We start from the raw sequence: 22099 nt of genomic DNA on the forward strand, positions 1-22099 counted from the left end.
GAGTTCCCCATGACGCTGCCGATCCGCATCGCCCCCTCCGTCCTCGCCGCCGACTTCGCCAAGCTCGGACAGGAAATCCGAGACGTGACCGCAGCCGGCGCCGATTGGATCCATCTCGACGTCATGGACGGCCACTTCGTTCCGAACATTTCCTTCGGCCCCGATGTCATCAAGTCGGTGCGCTCCTATACCGACGCCACCTTCGACTGCCATCTGATGATCGCGCCGGTCGACGCTTATCTCGAAGCCTTTGCCAAGGCCGGTTGCGACCGCATCACTGTTCATGCCGAATCCGGCCCGCATCTGCACCGCTCGCTGCAGACCGTCCGCAATCTCGGCAAGAAGGTCGGCGTGACGCTCAATCCGGCAACACCGCTCTCCGTCATCGAAAACGTCATCGACGATATCGACTTGATCCTCATCATGTCCGTGAACCCCGGTTTCGGCGGCCAGAAATTCATTCCGGCGATGGCCGCAAAGATCGCCGCCGCCAAGTCCCTGATCGGTGACAGGCCGATCGAGCTGCAGGTCGATGGCGGCGTGACGCTGGAAACAGCACCCATTGTCGGCAAGGCTGGCGCCAATGTGCTCGTCGCCGGTTCGGCGATCTTCAAGGCGGGATCGCCCGAAGCCTATCGCAGCGAGATCGCCGCATTGCGGGCAGCAGCCGAAGCCGGCCGCGTATGACGGCACTCTCCGCGATCGCCCGCTGACCATGGAACGCCTGCGCGCCGCAAAGCCACCGCTGCTGGATGTCCTTGCGGGCGCCCTGCTCTGGGGCCTGATGATGACGGCCTCGGCGACCGCGGCGCTTTATCTGCGCAACCGCTTCGAAACCAGCCATCTTGCCGAACTCGCGCTGCTCTATTTCTTCGGCGGCCTGTTCGCCTGGCCCTTCATGCTGCCGCTCGCTCGCTTCTTCGCTTTCCGGCGCCCGATCGAGACACGCTTCGCCGCTTTCTTCGCCTGCCTGACGATTGGCACGATCCTGATGACGGCGTTTCTGTTTTCGATGGATTACCGCGTCTTCTATTCGCGATGGCATGCGCCCTTCGGCAGCGTCATCTGGATTTTCGAGTTCATCTTCACCGGCGCCAATGCCGTCTACCAGTTCTCGGTACTCGGCGTCCGGCTGTTCCTGCCCTTCGGCCTGATCTGCCTGCTCGCCACCAGTTTCGCGCTGGCGAAACGCATGCGTTGAGATTGCCGCCCGTCTTTGCTACAGGGGCGCCAGCAAGTTTTGTCTACCAACGAAAGCAGTGAGCCATGATCCCGCGTTACTCCCGCCCAGAGATGGTCGCCATCTGGTCGCCCGAAACCAAGTTCCGCATCTGGTTCGAGATCGAAGCCTTCGCCTGCGATGCGCTCGCCGAACTCGGCGTCATCCCCAAGGACGCGGCAAAGACCATCTGGGAAAAGGGCAACGCGGCCGTGTTCGACGTCGCGCGCATCGACGAGATTGAAGCCGTCACCAAGCACGACGTCATCGCCTTCCTGACCCATCTGGCCGAATTCGTCGGTCCCGACAGCCGTTTCGTGCATCAGGGCATGACCTCTTCGGATGTGCTGGACACCACTTTCAACGTCCAGCTCGTCCGCGCCGCCGACATCCTGCTTGCCGGTATCGATCGCGTGCTCGCTGCCCTGAAGACCCGCGCTTTCGAGCATAAGGACACCGTCCGCATCGGCCGCAGCCACGGCATCCATGCCGAGCCGACGACCATGGGCCTGACGCTTGCCCGCTTCTATGCCGAGATGGACCGCAACCGCTCCCGCCTCGTCGCCGCCCGTGCCGAAATCGCCACCGGCGCAATCTCGGGCGCCGTCGGCACCTTCGCCAATATCGACCCGCGCGTCGAAGAGCATGTCTGTGCCAAGCTCGGCCTGACGCCGGAGCCTGTCTCGACGCAGGTCATCCCGCGCGACCGCCACGCGATGTTCTTCGCCACGCTCGGCGTCATCGCCTCGTCGATCGAAAACATCGCCATCGAATTCCGCCACATGCAGCGCACCGAAGTTCTGGAAGCCGAAGAGTTCTTCTCGCCGGGCCAGAAGGGCTCGTCGGCCATGCCGCACAAGCGCAACCCGGTCCTGACCGAAAACCTGACAGGCCTCTCGCGCCTCGTGCGCATGTCGGTCGTCCCGGCGATGGAAAACGTGGCCCTTTGGCACGAACGCGATATCAGCCACTCGAGCGTCGAACGCGCCATCGGCCCGGATACGACGATCACCCTGGACTTTGCCCTCAACCGCCTTGCCGGCGTCGTCGAGAAACTGGTGATCTATCCTGAGAATATGGAAAAGAACCTCAACAAGTTCCGGGGACTTGTTCACTCGCAGCGCGTTCTGCTTGCCCTTACGCAAGCTGGCGTCTCCCGCGAGGACGCTTACCGCCTGGTACAGCGCAACGCCATGAAGGTCTGGGAACAGGGCAAGGACTTCCTCGAAGAGCTGCTCGCCGACCAGGAAGTACGCGCGGCGCTCTCCGAAGAGCAGATCCGCGAGAAGTTCGACCTTGGCTATCACACCAAGCATGTCGACACGATCTTCAAGCGCGTCTTCGGCTGATACCGTCCATCTGCATCGCAAACGGCGCCTCAGGGCGCCGTTTTTGTCTTCTGTTTGCGGCTTTTGGCGGCTGCCGGCTTGCGCTCCGCCGCCTTGGAAGACGCCGATACTTTGACGGCAACACCGGCCTTCTTGGCAACAGCAGCCGACTGCTGCCGTTTCGCGCTTTTACCACTTCTGTCTTCGTCGGGAAGTTTAACGTCCGCACCACCCTCCTGCGCGTTGCGCCTGCCCTTTGCCGCCTTGGCAACCAAGCGGTCGAGATGCTTCAGATCGTCCTCGTCTAGGTTCTCGATCCCGATGAAGCGGTTCTCGGCATGGCTGGTCAGGATGATCTCGTCGAGCTTCGCCTGGATCGCCCGCGTATCGCGCGTCTGGGCGTTCTGCAGCACGAAAACCATGAGGAAGGTAACGATGGTGGTGCCGGTGTTGATCACCAGCTGCCAGGTCTCCGAATAATCGAAAACCGGGCCAAGCCCGGCCCAGACGAGAACGGAGATCACGGCAAGAACGAAGGTGACGGGCGCGCCCGCCAACTCCGAAATCTTCGTCGCGAAATGCGCAAAGAGTTTTTTGGCACCTTCCATGCGCTGCCTCCCTCAAAGATGTCGCAAGACAACTCGGAGGAAGGCCGCAAAGTTCCGGTGGCGTCCTAACCGGCCAGATCAGGCCGGCGCGACGAGCTTTCTATAGAGATGCCAGCTCGCATGTCCGAGGATCGGCATCACGAGCGCCAGTCCGGCAAACAGCGGAATGCTGCCGATGACGAGCAGCACCGCAATGATGAGCCCCCAGAAGAACACCGGCACCGGATTGGCCGCCGTTGCCCGGATCGAGGCGCCCATGGCAGCCACCAGACCGACATCGCGGTCGAGTAGGATCGGGAACGTTACGACTGTCGTCGCCAGCACTATGATGGCAAAGACGAGGCCGAGCACGTTGCCCCAGAGCATCAGCTGCATGCCTTCGGGTGTTCCGAAGATCTGCGCCGAGAATGTCTCGACCGAGCGCGGGAAGACGTCGCCGAAAAGATTGCTGTAGAGCGTCTGTGCCGCGACCAGCCAGACGACGAAGAAGGCGAAGAGCAGCAGCCCGCCGGCAATGATCGAAGGCAGCGCCGGGGAATGGCGGACGTCGAGCGCATGGGTCCAGGACGTATCGAGCCCGGTTTCGCGTCGGCGGCTGATCTCATAAAGGCCGATCGCCGCGATCGGGCCGATCAGCGCGAAGCCCGAAATCAGGGGGAAGATCATCGGCAGCAGATTGGCGCTCGATGTCGCGACGGCCAGAAACACACCGGCGACCGGATACATCAGGCACAGGAAGACATAGTGAGACGGCTTTTCGCGAAAATCGTCCAGTCCGCGCTTCAGCGCGTCGAAGACGTCTGCAATGCTGATCTTGTTGATGGCGGGATGCGCATAGGCTTCGCCTGCTCCCGTCATGACATGGAATGCCGTCATGGCTTTCTCCTCCGTGAGCCGTACACCGGCGGCGGAAAAAGCATCGGCTTTGAAAGGGCCGACACGAAATCCGCAACCGGCAATGGCCAAACGATAACAAATTTTGCCGCCTTTGTCCCGTCTTCCCTTGACAGACGGGTCAAGCTTTCTCACATCGGCGGCATCATGAAGGTTTCAGACGCAGATATTCTCATCATTCCCGGTTACACCAATTCCGGCCCCGATCACTGGCAGAGCCGCTGGGAAGCCAAGCTCAGCACGGCGCGCCGTGTCGAACAGGCGGAATGGTCGAAGCCGGTTCGCGACGATTGGGCTGCCCGGATCGCCGAGGAGGTCAACGCCTCCACGCGCCCGGTGGTGCTCGTCGCCCACTCGCTCGGCATCCCCTCGGTGATCCATGCGATCCCGCAGTTCAAGAACAAGGTGGCTGGCGCGTTTCTGGTCGCTCCCCCGGATGTCGCCAATCCGGATATCCGCCCGAAGCACCTGATGACATTCGGCCCCTATCCGCGCGATCCGCTGCCGTTCCCGGCGCTCACCGTCGCCAGCCGCAACGATCCGTTCGGCACCTACGAGCATGCCGACGATATCGCCGCCAGCTGGGGTTCGCTGCTGATCGATGCCGGTGAATCCGGGCATATCAATGCCGAGTCCGGTCATGGGCCCTGGCCGGAGGGCACGATGGTCTTTGCGCAGTTTCTGTCGAAACTGAAGCCCTGACCACGCGGCACCCCTGAGTTTTAATAGATATTTCAGTGAACGCTACGATAATGCGCCGAGGCGAATGAATCGAGTGCGCGCATTTGAAGCGATCCAGACAAGACCATCCGGCAACCGTAGAGCTGAAGCCCGCCAAGCCGGCGGACAAGCGGCGGCTCGAAGTGCGCGATACGCCGGATCTGGCCGAACGCGAAAGCCGCTGGAACTACGCCCTGATCGGCTCGGGGCTCGGCGTCTGGGATCATAACCATCGCAACGGCACGAAGTACTATTCCGAAACCTGGAAAGAAATCCGTGGCATGGGCCCGGATGAGGAAGCCAACGGCGACTATGAGGAGTGGCTGGCCCTCCTCCACCCCGATGACCGCGACTTCGTGATCAAGGCGATCGAGCGGCAGATCGCCGGCGACCCGGAATACCAGGTGTTCGAGTATCGCGAGCGGCACAAGGACGGGCATTGGGTCTGGATCGAATGCCGCGGCGCCTGCGTCGAGTGGGATGAGGACGGCAATCCTGCCCGCATCGTCGGGACCGACACCGATATCACCGCCCGCAAGCGCGCCGAGGAGATGCTGGAGCATCTCTCCCGCCGCCTCGATCTGGCGCTCGATATCACCCGCATCGGCGTCTTCGAAGCTGATCTAGAGGCCGGCACAGTCGAATGGGACGACCGGCTTCTGACCATGTACGGCCTCGAAGGCACGGCCCGCATGCAACCCGGCGAAGCCTGGGAACAGATGCTGCATCCCGATGACCGAACCGCGGCGCTCGCCAAGCTGGACGAGAGCCTCGACAAGGACCAGGGCCTGCTGCACGAGTTCCGCATCATCAGAACCGACGGCCTAGAGCGCGTCATTCGCGCCCGCTCGGCCTTTTTTGTCGATGCTGACGGCAAGCGGAAGCTGATCGGCGCCAATTGGGACGTCACGGAAGAGGTCAAGCTTCGCAACGACCTGCAGAATGCCAAGAACCTTGCCGAAGCGCGCAACCAGGAACTTGAAGCCGCCAAGGAGAGCATCGAGCATCTCGCTCTCCACGACTATCTGACCGGCCTGCCGAACCGTCGCTATCTCGACCGTACGCTCGAAGAACGCGCCGAAGAATGCCGCAAGGGCGGGCTGACGCTTGCCGTGCTGCATATCGATCTCGACCGCTTCAAGCAGATCAACGACACGCTGGGCCATCGCGCCGGCGACGCGATGCTGAAACATGCCGCCAAGGTGCTGAAGGACTGCGTCCGCTCGACGGATTTCGTTGCCCGCATCGGCGGCGACGAGTTCGTCGTCCTCTGCGCCGTCGAAAGCGGCACCAAGAAGCTGTCGAACATGGCCGCCCGCATCATCCGCGAACTCTCCAAGCCGATCCGCTACGAAGGCCATGAATGCCGCTTCGGCGCCAGCATTGGCATAGCCGCTGACAGCGGCGGCGATCTGGACGCCAAGCAGCTTCTGCTAAACGCCGATATCGCCCTCTACCGCGCCAAGGGTGCCGGCCGGAACCGCCACGAATTCTTCTCCAAGGATGCCCGCCGAAGCATCATCGCCGCCAAACGGCTCGCGGACGAGATCCTGCAGGGCCTTGAGCGCCACGAATTCGTACCCGTTTACCAGCTGCAGTTCCATGCCCGCACGCTCGAAGTCGCAGGCGTCGAAACATTGGCGCGGTGGCAGCATCCCGAACACGGACTGATGGCGCCTGACCGCTTCCTGAAGATCGCTGAGGATCTCGACGTCGTCTCTACGATCGACGGGCTCATTCTCGAACATGCCCTCGCCGACCGCGCCGTTTGGGCAAAGGACGGATTCCTTGCGCCGAAAATCTCGGTCAACGTCTCGTCCAGCCGTCTCAACGATCCGGCGCTTGGCAAGAAGCTGCGCGCCCTCAAGGTTGCTCCGGGCACGCTTTCTTTCGAGCTACTGGAATCGATCTCGCTCGATGACTGCGACGACGCCGTGATCGCCAACCTCCGGCATTTCCGCAGGCTCGGCATCGATATCGAGATCGACGATTTCGGAACCGGTCACGCCTCGATCGTCAGCCTTCTGAAGCTCAGCCCGCGGACGCTGAAGATCGACCGCGAACTGATCCGCATGCTGCCGCAATCGGCTGAACAGCGCAAACTCGTGCGCTCGATCATCGATATCGGCCGTTCACTGAATATCCTGGTGACGGCCGAAGGCGTCGAGACCATGGATCACGTCCGCATTCTCGCCGATCTTGGCTGTGACGTGCTGCAGGGCTACGCACTTGCCCGGCCAATGCCCGCAACGCAAATTCCGGCCTATGTCCAGGCAGCAAGCTGGCGCCATCAGGAAGGCGGAGCGCGGGCGCTGCAAAGCGGCCTCAGCCGCGAGATCAAGCGCAACGCCACCAAATAAGCCTGCATAACCGGCCGGTCCCACGGCTTTGATTTCCAACAGTCATCAAAATTCTGTAGGCTGATATCCGCAATATCTTCGATTCTCTCAGACCGCATCCCTATATCTTGGGAATCCGGGGAAGGAGTTACTGGCGCATTGTGAAAGTGACTCTTTTCCTTTATGGGGACGCCACGAGATCGATCCACTGCGCTATCCCAAGAGCGCCAAGACAGAGAAAAGCTTAAAATGAACCGTCGCCGCCGTATCTACGAGGGCAAGGCCAAGATTCTATATGAGGGACCGGAACCGGGTACGTTGATCCAGTTCTTCAAGGATGACGCCACCGCCTTCAACAAGAAGAAACACGAAGTTATCGACGGCAAGGGCGTTCTCAACAACCGCATTTGCGAGTTCATCTTCAACCATCTGAACAAGATCGGCATCCCGACGCATTTCATTCGCCGCCTCAACATGCGCGAGCAGTTGATCCGCGAAGTCGAGATGATTCCGCTCGAGATCGTCGTGCGCAACGTTGCGGCCGGTTCGCTGGCCAAGCGCCTCGGCATCGAGGAAGGCGTCGTCCTTCCCCGCTCGATCATCGAGTTCTATTACAAGTCGGATGCGCTGGATGACCCGATGGTCTCCGAAGAGCACATCACGGCGTTCGGCTGGGCTAACCCCGCCGAACTCGACGACATCATGGCGCTCGCCATCCGCGTCAACGACTTCATGACCGGCCTCTTCCTTGGCGTCGGCATCCAGCTTGTCGATTTCAAGATCGAATGCGGCCGCCTCTTCGAAGGCGACATGATGCGCATCATTCTGGCCGACGAAATCTCGCCGGACAGCTGCCGTCTGTGGGACATTGAAACGCAGGAAAAGATGGACAAGGACCGCTTCCGCCGCGATATGGGCGGCTTGCTGGAAGCCTATTCCGAAGTCGCACGGCGCCTCGGCATCATCAATGAAAACGAGCCCGTGCGCGGCACCGGGCCTGTATTGGTCAAGTAAGTCAGGGAAGACAGGCAAGTGATCAAAGCTCGTGTAACCGTCACGCTCAAGAATGGCGTTCTCGACCCGCAGGGCAAGGCAATCGAAGGCGCTCTTGGCGGCCTCGGATTCTCCGGCATCGGCAATGTCCGCCAAGGCAAGGTCTTCGACCTGCAGCTCGAAGGCGCGGACAAGGCCAAGGCCGAATCCGACCTGAAGGCGATGTGCGAAAAACTCCTCGCCAACACCGTTATCGAGAATTATACTATTTCTCTCGACTGAAGGTTGCGGAGAATGCGCGATGGCTGAGCTGACGCAAGAATTGCTGTTTGAAGTCTTGAGAAAGATTCAAGCAGAGATCGCCACCTTCAAGGAAGGACAGCGCGATGTGCGTCAGGAAATCATCGGCCTCCGGAATTACATGCATGTGATGCAAGGCGACATCAACAATATGCGCGGGACGATGGGGCAGGTTCTCGATCGTCTTGATCGCATTGAAAATCGCCTAGAACTTCGAGAACTCGCAGAAGCACAAGCAAGGTTTGAACCGCACCCATGAAGTCCGCCGTCGTTCAGCTCCCTGGTCTCAATCGCGATCGTGACATGATCGCAGCTCTCACCAAGATCTCTGGTCACGCGCCGGTAACGGTGTGGCAGACGGAAACCCAGATTCCGGATGTCGATCTGATCGTCATCCCGGGCGGCTTCTCCTACGGCGATTACCTGCGCTGCGGCGCGATTGCTGCCCGCATGCCGGTCATGCAGGCGATCATCGAGAAGGCCAAGCAGGGCACCAAGGTTCTGGGCGTCTGCAACGGCTTCCAGATCCTCGTCGAAGCGGGCCTCCTGCCCGGCGCGCTGATGCGCAACGCCTCGCTGAAATTCGTCTGCCGCGAAGTCAAGCTTGAGGTCGTCAACGCCGATACCGACTTCAGCCGCGCCTATGCCAAGGGCCAGATCATCCGCTCGCCCGTTGCCCATCACGACGGCAACTATTTCGCCGACGCCGAGACGCTGGCGAAGATCGAAGGCAACGGCCAGGTGGTCTTCCGCTATGCCGAAGGCACGAACCCGAACGGCTCGATCAACGACATCGCCGGCGTGATGAACGAGAGCGGCAATGTTCTCGGCATGATGCCGCATCCGGAAAACCTGATCGAAGCAGCTCATGGCGGCTCCGACGGGCGCGGTCTCTTCGCTTCGGCGCTCGACGTAATCGCCGCTTAACCTTCGCCGGATATCAGGTGGGTCTAAACCACCACGGGAGACTACCGATGCGCATTGCGACCACCTTCACGGCTGCCGCCGCTCTTGCTGTCATCGGAATGCTGGCTGCGTCCTGCCAGTCCAAGGCGCCTCCCGTCAGCGCAAACCGCGACGCGCTCTCCACCATGGAACGCGTCGCTGTCGGTGCCAATAATTGCTGGTTCAAGTCGGGCGATGCATCCTTCGCCACCTATCGCCTGGCGCCGGAGCTTAATTCCTTCTCCGGCCGTCCGCGCATCCTGGTCGTGCACAAGAACAGCCCGGCTGGACTGCCGCATCTCGTGGTGCAGGCGGAGGGCAATCCCGCGAAGCTTCAGGCCTTCGGCCCGATGATGTCGCAGCCGGTCTCTGCCCGCATCGCCGCCGACGTCAATCGCTGGTCGTCAGGCAGCAAAGCCTGCAGCTGATCAGTCCCAGAAGGTCGATTTTCCGACTTCGCGCGCAGCATCGGATTGCGATAGCCCGATATCCTTGAGCTGATCGGCCGTGAGTTCGCGCAGGGCACGTCTTCCCTCGCGCTTCTCGTGCCAGACGAGAAATCCATTCCACATGCGCTGCAGCCAAGCTTGACCGGTCGTCTCGACCCGGGGAACGATCACGTGCGGACCATCGATCGACACAATCGGCACAATATCACCATTGATCTGCTGTACTATCGACATCGCCGCTCTCCTGTCATCTTGCTTGGCGGTAATGTCTCATAAGATTGACAGGACAACGGTGACAATCTATTCATTGTCACCATGACAAATTGGCTCCCTGATCTCTCGCGCGGCTCCGGTCCGGTCTATATGCGGCTGGCTGATAGCATTGAATCCGCCATTGCCAGCGGCGCCCTGCCCGCCGGCGGCAAGCTTCCGCCACAGCGCAATCTCGCCTACGATATCGGGGTGACAATCGGCACGATCGGCCGAGCCTACGCCTTGGTGCATGAACGCGGACTGGTTGCCGGAGAAGTGGGGCGCGGGACTTACGTTCTCGATCGCACGCAGGTGGCACCCAACGAACAGGCCGATCCGCTGACGCTGTCGCTTGGCGGCACGCGTGCCATCGATGCTCCGCCAAACAAGATCCGCTTCGACACGACAGCGGCGCCGGACCTCGGCCAGGGCAAGATCGTTGGCGGCATTCTCGGCGAGATCGGCGAACAGCACATGGCCGAAGTCTCCTCCTATTCGCGACATTTCCCAACCAACTGGTTCACCGCCGGACGCCTATGGCTTGCGCGCAACGGCTGGACGCCGGATGCCGAAAACATCGTGCCGACGCTTGGCGTCCATGCTGCCGCGATCGCCGTGATCTCCGCGATGTCTGCGCCCGGTGACAAGATCGTTTTCGAAAACCTGAGCTACACGCAGGTCAGCCGCAGCGCCCGTATTCTCGGCCGCCGCACCATCATCGTCGATTCCGACGAGCACGGCGTCATCCCCGACGATTTCGAGCGCGTCTGCCATCAGCAGCACCCGAAGGTCGCCTTCCTGATGCCGACTGCCCATAATCCGACGCTCGCAACCATGCCCGCCGCGCGCCGCGTGGCCATCGCCGACATTGCCCGCCGCCACGGTGTCTGGCTGATCGAGGACGATCTCTATGGCGGCATGACCGGAGACGATGCACCGTTGCTGGCCTCACTGGCGCCCGAGCGCACCTTCCTCGTCAATGGCCTGTCGAAGTCGGTCGCAGCCGGGGTTCGCGGCGGCTGGGTCGCCTGCCCGCCGCATTTCGCCCAGCGCATCAAGGTCACCCACAAGATGATAACCGGCGGCCTGCCCTTCATTCTGGCGGAGACCGCGGCCCGTCTTGTCGAGAGTGGCGAAGCGGAGCGTATTCGCGCCGCCTGCGTCAAGGAGCTGGCATCGCGCCAGGCCGTTGTCAGGGAACACCTCGGCGGTTTCGACTTCGTGTCGCATCCGCATGTGCCTTTCCTCTGGCTGAAGCTTCCGGAACCCTGGCTCTCGGGCACATTCAAGAATGCCGCCTATCAGGAAGGCGTCCTTGTTGATGACGAGGACGAGTTCAAGGCGGCCCGCTCGGAGCGCGTGTTCCATCGTGTCCGCGTCGCCTTCTCATCGCCGGGTGGCAGTGCCGAGCTCGCCAAGGGAATGATGATCCTCCGGCGCCTGCTGGAAAGCGGCGTCTCGTCCTACGACAGCGAAGTCTGACCTGTTGCATTTTCGCGCCATCGGAGTGCCGAACCCTGTCATATTTTAGGGACCTCTTTACCGGCGTCTCACGCTGAGTTCCAATCGAATAACAGCCGCGGCTGTGATTCGATGGGCGCGAGGAAAAGCCTATGGACGCTTGTATCCGTGAAGTGGCGTTGCGTTTCCTGTCAGCATCTGCAGCCGCCGTTCTCATTGCCGGATCAGCGAGCCTCCCCGCCCATGCGCAGGATCAGATATTCGACGAACTGCGCTTCGGCGCCTCGGCCTCCATCCAGGGCGGCAGCGAACATGAGGACGGCGTCTTCCCTGAATTGACGCTGTTCTTCGACCCGTTCGGCCATGATGAAGCCACCGGTCTGCAGAAACTTGCCAGGCCGCGCATCCATTTGGGAACGTCGATCGGCACATCCGGATCGGCAACGCAGGTCTTTACCGGCTTTTCCTGGACGGCAGACTTTTCCGACAAGTTGTTTGCGGAAGCGGGGTTCGGCGGCGTCATCCACACGGGTGAACTGGATGAGAACGACGACGGCCCGGCGCTTGGATGCCGTGTGCTGTTTCACGAATATATCGGCGCCGGCTACCGTTTCGACAATCACTGGAATGTCATGGCCCAGATCGCCCACTCCTCGCATGCCAATCTCTGCGATGGCCCAAACAACGGCATGACCCGCACCGGCCTTCAACTCGGCTACAAATTCTAGGCACTTGCCGCTTCGAAAGGCGCTCCGTCCCGTCTTTGTTGACGGCGGGCATTTTCCTGTCGCGCGCCGCGCCAACTTGGGTTAAAGACACCCCAAAACGCGCAACGGCAGGGACTTTCGAGAGCTCATGACCATATCCAATACCCGCCCGATCACCCCCGAACTCATCGCCAGCCACGGCCTGAAGCCGGATGAATATCAGCGGATTCTGGATCTGATCGGCCGCGAGCCGACCTTCACCGAGCTCGGCATCTTCTCGGCCATGTGGAACGAGCACTGCTCCTACAAGTCTTCGAAGAAGTGGCTGCGCACGCTGCCGACCAAGGGACCACGCGTCATCCAGGGTCCGGGCGAAAATGCCGGTGTCGTCGATATCGATGACGGCGACTGCGTCGTCTTCAAGATGGAAAGCCACAACCACCCGTCCTACATCGAGCCTTACCAGGGCGCGGCGACTGGCGTCGGCGGCATTCTGCGCGACGTCTTCACCATGGGCGCCCGCCCGATCGCGGCGATGAACGCGCTACGCTTCGGCGAACCCAGCCACCCGAAGACCCGTCACCTCGTCTCCGGCGTCGTCGCCGGTGTCGGCGGCTACGGCAATTCCTTCGGCGTCCCGACTGTGGGCGGTGAAGTCGAGTTCGATGCCCGTTACAACGGCAACATCCTCGTCAACGCTTTCGCCGCGGGCCTCGCCAAGTCGAACGCCATCTTCCTGTCAGAAGCCAAGGGCGTCGGCCTGCCGGTCGTCTATCTCGGCGCCAAGACCGGCCGCGATGGCGTTGGCGGTGCGACGATGGCATCGGCCGAATTCGACGAGTCGATCGAAGAAAAGCGCCCGACCGTTCAGGTCGGCGACCCCTTCACCGAAAAGTGCCTGCTGGAAGCCTGCCTTGAGCTGATGAAGACCGGCGCCGTCATCGCCATCCAGGACATGGGTGCCGCCGGCCTCACCTGCTCTGCCGTCGAAATGGGCGCCAAGGGCGATCTCGGCATCCTGCTCGATCTCGACACGGTTCCCGTCCGCGAAGAGCAGATGACCGCCTATGAAATGATGCTGTCTGAAAGCCAGGAGCGCATGCTCATGGTTCTCGAACCGTCGAAGGAAGAGGTCGCCAAGGCGATCTTCGTCAAGTGGGGCCTCGATTTCGCCATCGTCGGCAAGACCACCGACGACCTGCGCTTCCGCTGCGTCCACCAGGGCGAGGAAGTCGCGAACCTGCCGATCAAGGATCTCGGCGATCAGGCTCCGGAATACGACCGCCCGTGGCGCGAGTCCGGCAAGCGCGCGCCGCTGCCGGCCGAACTCGTGGCAGCACCCGCCGATTACAACAAGGCCCTGCTCGACCTCGTTGGCTCCGCTAACCAGTCGAGCCGCCGCTGGGTCTACGAGCAGTATGACACGCTGATCCAGGGCAACTCGCTGCAGCTGCCGGGCGGTGACGCCGGTGTCGTCCGCGTCGAGGGCCATCCGACCAAGGCGCTCGCCTTCTCCTCGGACGTCACGCCGCGCTATGTCGAGGCCGATCCGTTCGAAGGCGGCAAGCAGGCTGTTGCCGAATGCTGGCGCAACATCACGGCGACCGGCGCCGAGCCGCTGGCTGCGACCGACAACCTGAACTTCGGCAATCCGGAAAAGCCCGAAATCATGGGCCAGCTGGTCGAATCGATCAAGGGCATCGGCGAAGCCTGCCGCGCACTCGACTTCCCGATCGTCTCGGGCAACGTCTCGCTCTATAACGAAACCAACGGCGTCGCCATCCTGCCGACCCCGACCATCGCCGGCGTCGGTCTCCTGCCCGACTGGAAGTCGATGGCCCGCATCGGCAGCGCCTCAGAGGGCGACCAGCTGATCCTGATCGGCACCGACGGCAGCCATCTCGGCTCTTCGATCTACCTGCGCGACATCATCGGCAGCACCGATGGTCCGGCGCCGGAGGTCGATCTCTTTGCAGAGCGCCGCAATGGCGACTTCGTCCGCTCCGCGATCCGCAACGGCCAGGTTTCCGCCTGCCATGATATTTCGTCCGGCGGCCTAGCACTGGCGCTTGCCGAAATGGCAATGTCGTCGGGCAAGGGCCTCAATGTCACGCTGTCAGAGGGCAAGGGTGCCGCCCATGCCCTGCTCTTCGGCGAAGACCAGGCCCGATATGTGATCGCGGTCAAGGCCGATGTCGCAAACTTCGTTTGTGCCAATGCCGAAGGTGCCGGCATACCGTTCCGCCGCCTTGGTTCTGTTTCCGGTGAGAACCTTGTTGTCGACGATCTGATCTCGCTGCCCATTCAGCAATTGCGCAATGCCCATGAATCGTGGTTCCCTGAATTCATGGACGGCGGCAACGCGCTTGCCGCTGCCGAATGATGCGCAAGGAGTAAATCGATCATGCCCATGAAACCCGGCGACATCGAAGACATGATCAAGTCCGGGATCCCCGGTGCCAAGGTGACGATCCGCGACCTCGCGGGTGACGGCGATCACTACGCCGCCGAAGTCGTCGCCGAAGCCTTCCGCGGCAAGAGCCGCGTTCAGCAGCACCAGATGGTCTACGAGGCGCTGAAAGGCAACATGGGCGGCATCCTGCACGCCCTGGCGCTTCAGACATCGGCGCCGGAATAAGACAGATGGATGCCCGGCCAAGCCGGGCATTTTCTTTTTCGGCCCCTTCCGCGCCCTAGCGCAATTTTAATCGTCTGATGTTCATAATTCCCCCGCACACGAGAGCGGCGGATATTGGCATGACTTCTGGTTTCCCGGGCATTGCAGCTGAGGCAGAGAGCAGCGACCCTTCTTCTTTCTGGCTGAGAGTATTTGCGATCATCGCGCCGCTCAGCCTGATCATCGCCCTCCTGGATCTGGCCGACGGTCAGGCGTTTCTCGGCGACATCGACGACAAGATGCGGGAATTACAGATCCGTCATCTTTTCCTCGGTGGCGGACACTGGTTTGATCTCGGTCTGCCGGTTATCGCAACGCCAGAACCCTACACATCGCCCTGGTCGCGGCTGATCGACCTCCCCTTTGTGACAATTGCCTATCTGCTCTCGCCGGCATTTGGACCGGAGCACGCGCTCCAGATCGCATTCCATATCTGGCCGCCAGTGATGCTCGTCGGGTTCAGCGCTCTGACGGCCATGTTCTTCTCCCGGCAGATGCGCAGCGGCCTCGTCATCAGCTATCCGATCCTCGTCATCAGTATCGTTTTTATGACCTATGCGATCTGGGAATTCGTTCCCACGCGCATAGACCATCACAACATGCAGATCCTGGGCTTGCTGATGATCGGTGTCGGCCTGGAGCGCTGGAGCCGAGGCGGTGGAATCCTGATGGGCATCGGGACGATGATCTGCATCATCGTCGGCCTCGAAGGTCTGCCGCTGATCGCCGTCGCCTTTCTGGGCCTGGTGGGCTGCTTCATCTTTCAGATCGCCGGATCCCGCGATGTTCTTCTTGGCGCGGCAGCCACCATCCTAGTGTTGACGTTGCCCGCAGCCTTCGCATTTATCGGACCTGCAGGAATGCGATCGACACAATGCGATTCCTTCTCGGCTCCCTATATCGTTCTGGCGCTCGGCTGCTCATCGATCTTGCTGATCGGCGGTTTAGTGCTGCATCGGCAGACAGCACCGATCAAGATTGCTGCCCTTGCCGCAATGGGCGGCGCATTCTTGGGCGTGACCGCCTACATCTTCCCGAGATGTCTATCCGGCCCCTATTGGATGATCGATCCGCTGTCGCGTCACGACTGGCTTGACCGCGTTGCACAGGAATTCAGTTTTATCTACTACTTCCAGCATCCGCAGTTCACGATCCTGATGATGCTTGGTGTACTCGTGTGTATCGCCATTGCGGCAGTACCGGCCATTCTTCAAGCCGCCCGGCGGGGAAATGCCGGTCTTGCCATCGTCTTCGCGATTGCCGCCGCCAGTCTCGCGATAACACTGCTGCAGACCCGAAACATCAGGTTTACCTTCGCCTTCGTACCGCTTTTTCTGTCGTACGCACTGCAAATAGCGACCGTTCCCGAGAGCTTTGGGCCAAACGGCAAGCAGGTTCAGCGCTTCGTCGGCGCCGCTTTGGTATCGGTCATCGCGATCGCGTTGTTGCTCCGTCTGGTTTTCCCGCCCCAGGAACAGAGCTATGACGCGATTGACTACATGGCCTACAGTGAGTGTGAGGGCCAGGATTTCTCGGTTCTGTCATCTGTCGCGCCGGGCAAGATCGCCGTTCCGGCCGGGCTTTCGCTTCCGCTTGCGTTGGCCCTGCCTCCGGGATTTTCGGTCGCAGCGCTTCCATTTCACCGCGCCTCGCCTGGCATGAAGCGCATGTTCGAACTCTTCACGTCAGCAGATAGCGAAATCCGAAGAGAAGCAGCCGCTCCTTTTGACTATGTCGCCGTCTGTGCGTTTCCGCTACCGGTCGACGCCAGCCAAGCGCCGGTCTATGCTGCGCTTGCGCAAGGCGGCACGTGGCCGGGACTGATCCAGATCAACAATCCATCGGCATCGGATTTCAAGCTGTTTCGCATCGATCACCAACATTTCCGTTAGCTGATCTCTGCGAGCCCCGACTTCAACGCCCCATCAGCCATCACCGTTCCCGCCAACGGCCCAGCGGTCAGCAGCGTGAAATCGAAGGACGCCTGCAAATCAGGGCCAAGCACGTATTGCCGGTGCACCCGCAGGAAATCGAGCTTGATCTTCTTGTAATGCTCGGGCGTCAGCATCTGCTTGACGCGGATGAACAGCATCTTTGCCTGTGGCGCATCGGCGTGACCGGCAGCGGCGACAACCGGAACCTTGTAGAAATGGATCGCGTCCGTCAGACACTGGACGTCGAGCCAGAAGATCGCGGGATTTCGGGCAATGGCGCCGACGCGCGACCGCAACAGGGTGGCAGATTTCAGTAGCGCACATTGCAGCACGGCGGAGCCAAGCGAGGCAAAAACGACACGCTTGCCATCGAGCAGACCCGGTTCACGCTCGAGCAGGATTCCGAGAACATGCGCAGCCACGCTTGAGCCCATGCTGTGCGATGAGATGACGTATTCGTCCGCCTCTTCCGCAAGAGCCGCACGCGCGGCCAGAGCACAGCGCTCCAGAAAGTCCTGGAATTGCGGCCTATTCATGCGCCCCAGCCCGACGGCCATCTCCCAATCGGCAAACAGGTGCAGTGTATGGAACCGTTCCGTGAACGGCAGAAACACGAAGGCAAAGAAGATGCCGGCAAGCGGCAGGCTCCAGACCAGATGCCATGCGGCAAAACCACCCCCAACGGGCAGCAGCGCGATGGCCGCAGTCAGCAGCATGCCGAGCATCATCAGCAGAAAGGGAAAGATGAAGAACAGGCCGAAGCGCCATGCGTGGCGGAAATAGCCGGTCATTGCGCCATCGGCGATAATCCTCGCTGCCGCGGCAAATCCATCCGCCATCCGCCGCGCCAAAGGCTTATTGCGAAGCGACTGGACGAGTTCGTCGTGGTCGAAGATGTGGATCGTGTTTTCGGTCTGCCAAGCCGGCGCATTGGCATGAACGGTAAAGCGCAGAGGATAATCGGATGTTTCCGCGTCTCCCGTCCCGACCGCGTAATTCCAGGCCGCAGCACTCTGCTTGGCGGAGCGCTCGTAGCGCGCCCGCTGCGCGCGTCCATCCAGAGGCTCGAAGCCTGGGAAATGCAGGACCACCCGCTTCCTGATCAGTTCCATCACTATCTTTCCGGCAAGCCCCCATGGCGCCATCGGCCGCCGCCTTGCACGCCAAATAAGGCGGAAAAAGCACGGACGGACGCGAACTCCGCTTGCTAACCTAAAACATCCGGAATTCAATAGCCGGGGAACCGGTTTGTATCGCAGGGGGCATTGGATGGCAGATCTTATCAAGGAACTTGTCAACGGCGTGGTCGAAAGCGTTCTCAAGGAGATCCTGAAGAAGACCAGCGGAAGCAACACGACGAAGCGCACGAAACGTCAGACACGCTCCGCGACCACAGGCCGGTTCAAGAAGGCTGCCGCCCCGCGCAAGACCGCCAAAAAGCAGGTCAGCAAGCGCCGCACCGCAGCCGTCCGCACCAAGCAGCGCAGCCGCTGAAGACAGCGGCGTAACGAAAGCGCAACAGCATTACCTAGCATGCTTACGATTGGTCTTTTTTTGGCATTGACTGCTGGAATTTGATCGGGCGCATGCTATCTAAAGCAAACGATTGAAACGGTGGGCCTTTAACCCGCCTGTTGAAAGGATTAGGTCCCATGAGCGGCATCAACGAATTCATCGCCAACGAAATCAAGACCAACGACGTCGTCCTTTTCATGAAGGGCACGCCGCAGTTTCCCCAGTGTGGTTTCTCCGGCCAGGTCGTCCAGATTCTCGATTACATCGGCGTCGACTACAAGGGCATCAACGTGCTCGCCGATTCGGAAATCCGCCAGGGCATCAAGGATTACTCCAACTGGCCGACGATCCCTCAGCTTTACGTGAAGGGTGAGTTCATCGGCGGCTGTGACATCGTCCGGGAAATGTTCCAGGCGGGCGAATTGCAGCAGCATCTGCAGGAAAACGGCGTCGCGGTTCGCGCCGCCTCCTGACCGGGCACCGGGCGTCCGTCCGGTTTCCAAACCTGATTTGATTTGAGTCCGAGGCGCTGTGCTGAACAGCGCCTTGGCCTGTTTATGGGAATTTCTAAAGTGACGGACACCTCTCCCACCGTTGCCGCGGGTCGAACACCTATGGGCAAGCGAGAGTTCATCTTTCTGGCTGCCTTCATGATGGCGGTCAATTCTCTCGCCATCGACGTCATGCTTCCCGCCCTCCAGCAGATCGGCGCCAATCTCGGGGTCGAAAGCGAAAACCACCGGCAGTTCGTCGTCTCAGCCTATCTCTTCGGCTTTGGTCTGGCGCAGTTGTTCTTCGGCCCGATATCGGACCGTTTCGGCCGCCGCAAACCGCTCTTCGTGGGCCTCGTCATCTATATCTGTTCGGCCTTTGGCATCGCACTGATCCCGTCCTTTGGCGGCCTGCTGGTGCTTCGCTTCATCCAGGGCATCGGCGCTGCGGCCACCCGCGTCATCACCATATCGATCGTCCGCGACATCTATGGCGGCCGCCAGATGGCCGAAGTGATGTCGCTGATCTCGATGACCTTCATGATCGTGCCGGTGATCGCGCCGGGCACCGGCCAGCTCGTCATGCTGTTTTCCACCTGGCACATGATCTTCGTCTTCATCGGCACGATGGCGACGCTGATCCTGATCTGGGCCTATAACCGGCTACCGGAAACGCTGGCGCCCGCCAATGTGCGTCCGTTCACCGCAAAGTCTGTTATCGGCGGCTTCAAGCTGGTGCTGACCAATCGCAGCGCCCTTTGCTACACGCTGGCGACCACCGTCGTCTTCGGCGCGCTGTTCGGCTTCATCAACTCGGCGCAGCAGGTCTATGTCGGCATCTATGATCTCGGGGTCTATTTCCCCTTTGCCTTTGCCGGCGTCGCGATCTTCATGTCCTTCTCGTCATTCCTGAATTCGCGTCTCGTCGGCCGCTTCGGCATGCGGCGGCTGTCGCATGCCTCGCTCGTCGGCTTCATCATCGTCAACACCATCTGGCTGCTGGTGCAGCTTTATGGTCCGCAGCCAACGCCCTTCCCGGTCTTCATCTGTCTGTTCGGGCTGGCGATGTTCCAGTTCGGCTGGATCGGCTCGAACTTCAACTCGCTGGCAATGGAGCCGCTCGGCCATGTCGCCGGTACCGCATCATCGGTTCTCGGCTTCACCAGCACCATCGGCGGTGCAGCTATCGGTGCGGCCATCGGCCAGGCATTCAACGGCACGGCGCTGCCGATGGTTATCGGCTATTTCACCGTCGCCTTCATCGGTCTCGGCTTCGTGCTGATTGCCGAAAAGGGACGGCTTTTCCAGCCTCACAATCCGGCTGTCTAGGCAGCCGGACAGCATTTTCTTTGGGGGACTTCATTATGGCGGCGGATCATACGGCGCATATCGAAAACCAGGGCTCGGCCCGCATCGGCATGGGCTTTGCCGAATTCGTCATCACCATCGCGATCATGACCGCGAGCGTTGCGATGGCGATCGACAGCATGCTGCCGGCATTGCCGGCCATCGGCCATTCGCTCAACGTCACCAATACCAACGACGCCCAGCTGGTCCTCGCCGTGTTCTTCTTCGGGTTCGGTGTGTCGCAGATCCTGTTCGGCAGCCTCTGCGATGCCTTCGGCCGCCGCAACATCCTGCTTGGCGGTCTCGCCGTCTACGTGCTTGCGATGTTCGGCGCGGCCGCGACCTCGAGCTTCGAAATGCTGCTCGTCATGCGTTTCGTCCAGGGCATCGGCGGCGCGGCGGTGCGCATCACCAGCATGGCGATCGTCCGCGATTGCTTCGGCGGCCGCGAAATGGCCCGCGTCATGTCCTTCGTGATGATCGTATTCATGATCGTGCCGATCGTCGCCCCGTCGGTCGGCCAGCTGATCATCAGCTATGCCAACTGGCACTGGATCTTTATACTGCTCGGTCTCGTCGGCTCGATCCTTTTCATATGGGCAGCCGCCCGGCTGAAGGAATCGCTGCCGCGCGAGGAGCGCATACCGCTCTCGTTTGCCGCCGTCGGCAATGGCTTCAAGACCGTTTTGACCAACCGCATTACCTGCGGCTACATGATCGGTCTCACGATGTTCACCGGCGTCATCAGCGCCTATGTCATCTCCGTCCAGCAAGTCTTCGGCGAGGTCTATGGCCTCGGCGACTGGCTGCCGATCGCCTTTGCGGCGACCGCCGGTGGCATCGCCGTCGCCAACTTTGCCAACGGCTTTTTCGTCCGCACCTTCGGCATGCGCCGCATTTCCCATGCAGCGGTGCTTCTCTTTACCGTCATCTCTGCTTTCGGATTCGTCATGGCGCTCGGAGGCACGGTCAACTTCGCGCTCGACTACGCCCTCTTCACGGTGCTTCTGATGCTGTTCGCCGTCATCGCCACCAATTTCACCGCGATCAGCCTTGAGCCGATGGGCAATCTGGCCGGCACAGCAACCGCGATCACCGGCTTCGTATCGACGACTTTCGGCGCCCTTCTTGGCGGCGGCGTCGGCCAGCTATTCAATGGCACAGTCCAGCCGCTCTTCGCAGGCTTTGCCGTCTTCGGTGCGATCAGCGTTGCCGCAACGCTCTGGGCGGAAAAAGGCAAGCTCTTCACCCATCCCGGCGACAGCCCGCAGCTCGATCCCGGTGCTGCCCACTTCTAATTAAAAAAGCCCGCCGGATTGGCGGGCTTTTTTGATTGCGGCACTGATGGCGAAGCTTATCGCTTGCCCATCGGCTTGCGGCTCTTGTCGCCCTTTACCGACGATGTCTTTGCATCGTAGGCCTGACCGAAATTCGTGCCGCCGAGATGGCCGCCGCCGCTGGTGTTGGCAACCTGGCGTTCGGCTCTGCGAAGAAGCAAGTCTGCATTTGTCTTTTTCATCATGGCTCTCAATATTAGATCAATGAAAAAAGGCTGGGCGAAAACCCAGCCTCCCGATCGTCTGAAGACCAGTGCCAGTACATCCGTGGTCAAAGGTCGAAGACGGTAGTGTTATGCAGTCGCGAGGTTCTCGGCAGCATTCTTGCCGCTACGATTATCGCGCACGACGTCGAAAGTGATCTTCTGACCTTCAACGAGGTTGCTCATGCCCGACCGTTCAACGGCCGAGATATGAACGAAGATGTCAGGCGAGCCGTCGCTCGGCTGAATGAAGCCGAAGCCCTTGGCGGAATTGAAAAACTTGACGATTCCATTGTTCATGACGATTTCCTTTCAATCGCGTTGAGATTACCGCCCGGCGCACGCCGTCGGTGTGTGATCGATTTGAGAGGAAAGATTAG

Annotated in this window: 25 protein-coding genes; 19 read left to right on the forward strand and 6 right to left on the reverse strand. The window is 60.7% G+C overall.

The window, feature by feature from the left end:
• Positions 1-9 precede the first annotated feature (9 nt).
• The 3 genes from rpe (at position 10) to purB (ending at position 2568) form a co-directional block, all read left to right on the forward strand.
• Positions 10-687, forward strand: coding sequence for a ribulose-phosphate 3-epimerase (gene rpe, locus AC1DNK_RS20025; RefSeq protein ID WP_112387271.1), 678 nt, complete (start codon positions 10-12; stop codon positions 685-687).
• 28 nt (positions 688-715) lie between these two features.
• Entirely contained in the window at positions 716-1201 is a 486-nt protein-coding gene (locus AC1DNK_RS20030; RefSeq protein ID WP_477943035.1) for a hypothetical protein, read from the forward strand.
• Positions 1202-1266: 65 nt separating this feature from the next.
• Positions 1267-2568: an adenylosuccinate lyase gene (purB, locus tag AC1DNK_RS20035; RefSeq protein ID WP_477943036.1), complete on the forward strand. Its 1302-nt coding sequence runs from the start codon at positions 1267-1269 to the stop codon at positions 2566-2568.
• 29 nt (positions 2569-2597) lie between these two features.
• On the opposite strand, the gene AC1DNK_RS20040 is transcribed toward purB, so the two are convergent.
• Both AC1DNK_RS20040 and AC1DNK_RS20045 read right to left on the reverse strand, forming a co-directional pair.
• The gene (locus AC1DNK_RS20040; protein WP_477943037.1) at positions 2598-3155 is read right to left on the reverse strand and encodes a low affinity iron permease family protein; all 558 of its coding nucleotides are present in this window, start codon (positions 3153-3155) and stop codon (positions 2598-2600) included.
• Positions 3156-3233: 78 nt separating this feature from the next.
• Positions 3234-4031, reverse strand: coding sequence for a DUF2189 domain-containing protein (locus AC1DNK_RS20045; protein WP_477943038.1), 798 nt, complete (start codon positions 4029-4031; stop codon positions 3234-3236).
• Between the two features lie 165 nt (positions 4032-4196).
• Between AC1DNK_RS20045 and AC1DNK_RS20050 the strand changes: the two genes are divergently transcribed.
• From AC1DNK_RS20050 to AC1DNK_RS20080, 7 genes are all read left to right on the forward strand, one after another.
• Complete coding sequence (locus AC1DNK_RS20050) at positions 4197-4751, forward strand: RBBP9/YdeN family alpha/beta hydrolase (RefSeq protein ID WP_477943039.1); 555 nt, start codon at positions 4197-4199, stop codon at positions 4749-4751.
• 122 nt (positions 4752-4873) lie between these two features.
• Entirely contained in the window at positions 4874-7129 is a 2256-nt protein-coding gene (locus AC1DNK_RS20055) for a sensor domain-containing protein (protein WP_477943141.1), read from the forward strand.
• A 228-nt stretch (positions 7130-7357) separates the two neighbouring features.
• Positions 7358-8122, forward strand: coding sequence for a phosphoribosylaminoimidazolesuccinocarboxamide synthase (gene purC, locus AC1DNK_RS20060; RefSeq protein WP_112387266.1), 765 nt, complete (start codon positions 7358-7360; stop codon positions 8120-8122).
• Between the two features lie 18 nt (positions 8123-8140).
• On the forward strand, positions 8141-8383 hold the full coding sequence (gene purS / locus AC1DNK_RS20065) for a phosphoribosylformylglycinamidine synthase subunit PurS (protein WP_477943040.1): 243 nt from the start codon (positions 8141-8143) through the stop codon (positions 8381-8383).
• Between the two features lie 19 nt (positions 8384-8402).
• Positions 8403-8660 carry a hypothetical protein gene (locus AC1DNK_RS20070; RefSeq protein WP_112516161.1) on the forward strand — a complete coding sequence of 86 codons (258 nt, stop codon included), beginning with the start codon at positions 8403-8405 and terminating at the stop codon, positions 8658-8660.
• Positions 8657-9328 carry a phosphoribosylformylglycinamidine synthase subunit PurQ gene (gene purQ / locus AC1DNK_RS20075; RefSeq protein ID WP_112516160.1) on the forward strand — a complete coding sequence of 224 codons (672 nt, stop codon included), beginning with the start codon at positions 8657-8659 and terminating at the stop codon, positions 9326-9328. Before AC1DNK_RS20070 ends, purQ begins: the two co-directional genes overlap by 4 nt.
• A 47-nt stretch (positions 9329-9375) precedes the next feature.
• Positions 9376-9774 carry a hypothetical protein gene (locus tag AC1DNK_RS20080; RefSeq protein WP_477943041.1) on the forward strand — a complete coding sequence of 133 codons (399 nt, stop codon included), beginning with the start codon at positions 9376-9378 and terminating at the stop codon, positions 9772-9774.
• On the opposite strand, the gene AC1DNK_RS20085 is transcribed toward AC1DNK_RS20080, so the two are convergent.
• On the reverse strand, positions 9775-10029 hold the full coding sequence (locus AC1DNK_RS20085; protein ID WP_477943042.1) for a DUF1127 domain-containing protein: 255 nt from the start codon (positions 10027-10029) through the stop codon (positions 9775-9777).
• Positions 10030-10110: 81 nt separating this feature from the next.
• Here AC1DNK_RS20085 and AC1DNK_RS20090 point away from each other — a divergent pair, with 81 nt between their 5' ends.
• The 5 genes from AC1DNK_RS20090 to AC1DNK_RS20110 all read left to right on the forward strand — a co-directional run bounded on the left by AC1DNK_RS20090 (position 10111) and on the right by AC1DNK_RS20110 (position 16784).
• Entirely contained in the window at positions 10111-11529 is a 1419-nt protein-coding gene (locus AC1DNK_RS20090; protein ID WP_477943043.1) for an aminotransferase-like domain-containing protein, read from the forward strand.
• Between the two features lie 131 nt (positions 11530-11660).
• Positions 11661-12236, forward strand: a complete 576-nt coding sequence (locus tag AC1DNK_RS20095) for an acyloxyacyl hydrolase (protein ID WP_477943044.1) — start codon at positions 11661-11663, stop codon at positions 12234-12236.
• A 127-nt stretch (positions 12237-12363) separates the two neighbouring features.
• Positions 12364-14598: a phosphoribosylformylglycinamidine synthase subunit PurL gene (gene purL, locus AC1DNK_RS20100; protein ID WP_477943045.1), complete on the forward strand. Its 2235-nt coding sequence runs from the start codon at positions 12364-12366 to the stop codon at positions 14596-14598.
• Between the two features lie 21 nt (positions 14599-14619).
• On the forward strand, positions 14620-14853 hold the full coding sequence (locus AC1DNK_RS20105) for a BolA/IbaG family iron-sulfur metabolism protein (RefSeq protein ID WP_112387257.1): 234 nt from the start codon (positions 14620-14622) through the stop codon (positions 14851-14853).
• 119 nt (positions 14854-14972) lie between these two features.
• On the forward strand, positions 14973-16784 hold the full coding sequence (locus tag AC1DNK_RS20110; protein ID WP_477943046.1) for a hypothetical protein: 1812 nt from the start codon (positions 14973-14975) through the stop codon (positions 16782-16784).
• Here the strand turns inward: AC1DNK_RS20110 and AC1DNK_RS20115 are convergent.
• Positions 16781-17938, reverse strand: coding sequence for a hypothetical protein (locus AC1DNK_RS20115; protein ID WP_477943047.1), 1158 nt, complete (start codon positions 17936-17938; stop codon positions 16781-16783). The genes AC1DNK_RS20110 and AC1DNK_RS20115 overlap by 4 nt on opposite strands.
• A 157-nt stretch (positions 17939-18095) precedes the next feature.
• Between AC1DNK_RS20115 and AC1DNK_RS20120 the strand changes: the two genes are divergently transcribed.
• The 4 genes from AC1DNK_RS20120 to AC1DNK_RS20135 all read left to right on the forward strand — a co-directional run bounded on the left by AC1DNK_RS20120 (position 18096) and on the right by AC1DNK_RS20135 (position 21477).
• Positions 18096-18320, forward strand: a complete 225-nt coding sequence (locus tag AC1DNK_RS20120; RefSeq protein WP_112539238.1) for a hypothetical protein — start codon at positions 18096-18098, stop codon at positions 18318-18320.
• 158 nt (positions 18321-18478) lie between these two features.
• Complete coding sequence (grxD, locus tag AC1DNK_RS20125) at positions 18479-18814, forward strand: Grx4 family monothiol glutaredoxin (protein WP_112387253.1); 336 nt, start codon at positions 18479-18481, stop codon at positions 18812-18814.
• A 141-nt stretch (positions 18815-18955) separates the two neighbouring features.
• Complete coding sequence (locus AC1DNK_RS20130) at positions 18956-20161, forward strand: multidrug effflux MFS transporter (protein ID WP_112443942.1); 1206 nt, start codon at positions 18956-18958, stop codon at positions 20159-20161.
• 35 nt (positions 20162-20196) lie between these two features.
• Entirely contained in the window at positions 20197-21477 is a 1281-nt protein-coding gene (locus AC1DNK_RS20135; protein ID WP_477943048.1) for a multidrug effflux MFS transporter, read from the forward strand.
• A 56-nt stretch (positions 21478-21533) separates the two neighbouring features.
• Here the strand turns inward: AC1DNK_RS20135 and AC1DNK_RS20140 are convergent, their stop codons facing one another.
• On the reverse strand, positions 21534-21701 hold the full coding sequence (locus AC1DNK_RS20140) for a hypothetical protein (protein WP_162702600.1): 168 nt from the start codon (positions 21699-21701) through the stop codon (positions 21534-21536).
• A gap of 108 nt (positions 21702-21809) precedes the next feature.
• Positions 21810-22019: a cold-shock protein gene (locus AC1DNK_RS20145; RefSeq protein WP_112387250.1), complete on the reverse strand. Its 210-nt coding sequence runs from the start codon at positions 22017-22019 to the stop codon at positions 21810-21812.
• Between the last annotated feature and the right edge of the window lie 80 nt (positions 22020-22099).

This window comes from Rhizobium sp. 01N424 (genome assembly GCF_056399485.1).

Excerpts from the sequence above, each read along its gene's own strand:
- rpe (WP_112387271.1), top strand. The coding sequence starts at position 10 with ATGACGCTGCCGATCCGCATCGCCCCCTCCGTCCTCGCCGCCGACTTC.
- AC1DNK_RS20030 (WP_477943035.1), top strand. The coding sequence starts at position 716 with ATGGAACGCCTGCGCGCCGCAAAGCCACCGCTGCTGGATGTCCTTGCG.
- purB (WP_477943036.1), top strand. The coding sequence starts at position 1,267 with ATGATCCCGCGTTACTCCCGCCCAGAGATGGTCGCCATCTGGTCGCCC.
- AC1DNK_RS20040 (WP_477943037.1), bottom strand. The coding sequence starts at position 3,155 with ATGGAAGGTGCCAAAAAACTCTTTGCGCATTTCGCGACGAAGATTTCG.
- AC1DNK_RS20045 (WP_477943038.1), bottom strand. The coding sequence starts at position 4,031 with ATGACGGCATTCCATGTCATGACGGGAGCAGGCGAAGCCTATGCGCAT.
- AC1DNK_RS20050 (WP_477943039.1), top strand. The coding sequence starts at position 4,197 with ATGAAGGTTTCAGACGCAGATATTCTCATCATTCCCGGTTACACCAAT.
- purC (WP_112387266.1), top strand. The coding sequence starts at position 7,358 with ATGAACCGTCGCCGCCGTATCTACGAGGGCAAGGCCAAGATTCTATAT.
- AC1DNK_RS20070 (WP_112516161.1), top strand. The coding sequence starts at position 8,403 with ATGGCTGAGCTGACGCAAGAATTGCTGTTTGAAGTCTTGAGAAAGATT.
- purQ (WP_112516160.1), top strand. The coding sequence starts at position 8,657 with ATGAAGTCCGCCGTCGTTCAGCTCCCTGGTCTCAATCGCGATCGTGAC.
- AC1DNK_RS20080 (WP_477943041.1), top strand. The coding sequence starts at position 9,376 with ATGCGCATTGCGACCACCTTCACGGCTGCCGCCGCTCTTGCTGTCATC.
- AC1DNK_RS20085 (WP_477943042.1), bottom strand. The coding sequence starts at position 10,029 with ATGTCGATAGTACAGCAGATCAATGGTGATATTGTGCCGATTGTGTCG.
- AC1DNK_RS20090 (WP_477943043.1), top strand. The coding sequence starts at position 10,111 with ATGACAAATTGGCTCCCTGATCTCTCGCGCGGCTCCGGTCCGGTCTAT.
- AC1DNK_RS20095 (WP_477943044.1), top strand. The coding sequence starts at position 11,661 with ATGGACGCTTGTATCCGTGAAGTGGCGTTGCGTTTCCTGTCAGCATCT.
- purL (WP_477943045.1), top strand. The coding sequence starts at position 12,364 with ATGACCATATCCAATACCCGCCCGATCACCCCCGAACTCATCGCCAGC.
- AC1DNK_RS20105 (WP_112387257.1), top strand. The coding sequence starts at position 14,620 with ATGCCCATGAAACCCGGCGACATCGAAGACATGATCAAGTCCGGGATC.
- AC1DNK_RS20110 (WP_477943046.1), top strand. The coding sequence starts at position 14,973 with ATGACTTCTGGTTTCCCGGGCATTGCAGCTGAGGCAGAGAGCAGCGAC.
- AC1DNK_RS20115 (WP_477943047.1), bottom strand. The coding sequence starts at position 17,938 with ATGGAACTGATCAGGAAGCGGGTGGTCCTGCATTTCCCAGGCTTCGAG.
- AC1DNK_RS20120 (WP_112539238.1), top strand. The coding sequence starts at position 18,096 with ATGGCAGATCTTATCAAGGAACTTGTCAACGGCGTGGTCGAAAGCGTT.
- grxD (WP_112387253.1), top strand. The coding sequence starts at position 18,479 with ATGAGCGGCATCAACGAATTCATCGCCAACGAAATCAAGACCAACGAC.
- AC1DNK_RS20130 (WP_112443942.1), top strand. The coding sequence starts at position 18,956 with ATGGGCAAGCGAGAGTTCATCTTTCTGGCTGCCTTCATGATGGCGGTC.
- AC1DNK_RS20135 (WP_477943048.1), top strand. The coding sequence starts at position 20,197 with ATGGCGGCGGATCATACGGCGCATATCGAAAACCAGGGCTCGGCCCGC.
- AC1DNK_RS20140 (WP_162702600.1), bottom strand. The coding sequence starts at position 21,701 with ATGATGAAAAAGACAAATGCAGACTTGCTTCTTCGCAGAGCCGAACGC.
- AC1DNK_RS20145 (WP_112387250.1), bottom strand. The coding sequence starts at position 22,019 with ATGAACAATGGAATCGTCAAGTTTTTCAATTCCGCCAAGGGCTTCGGC.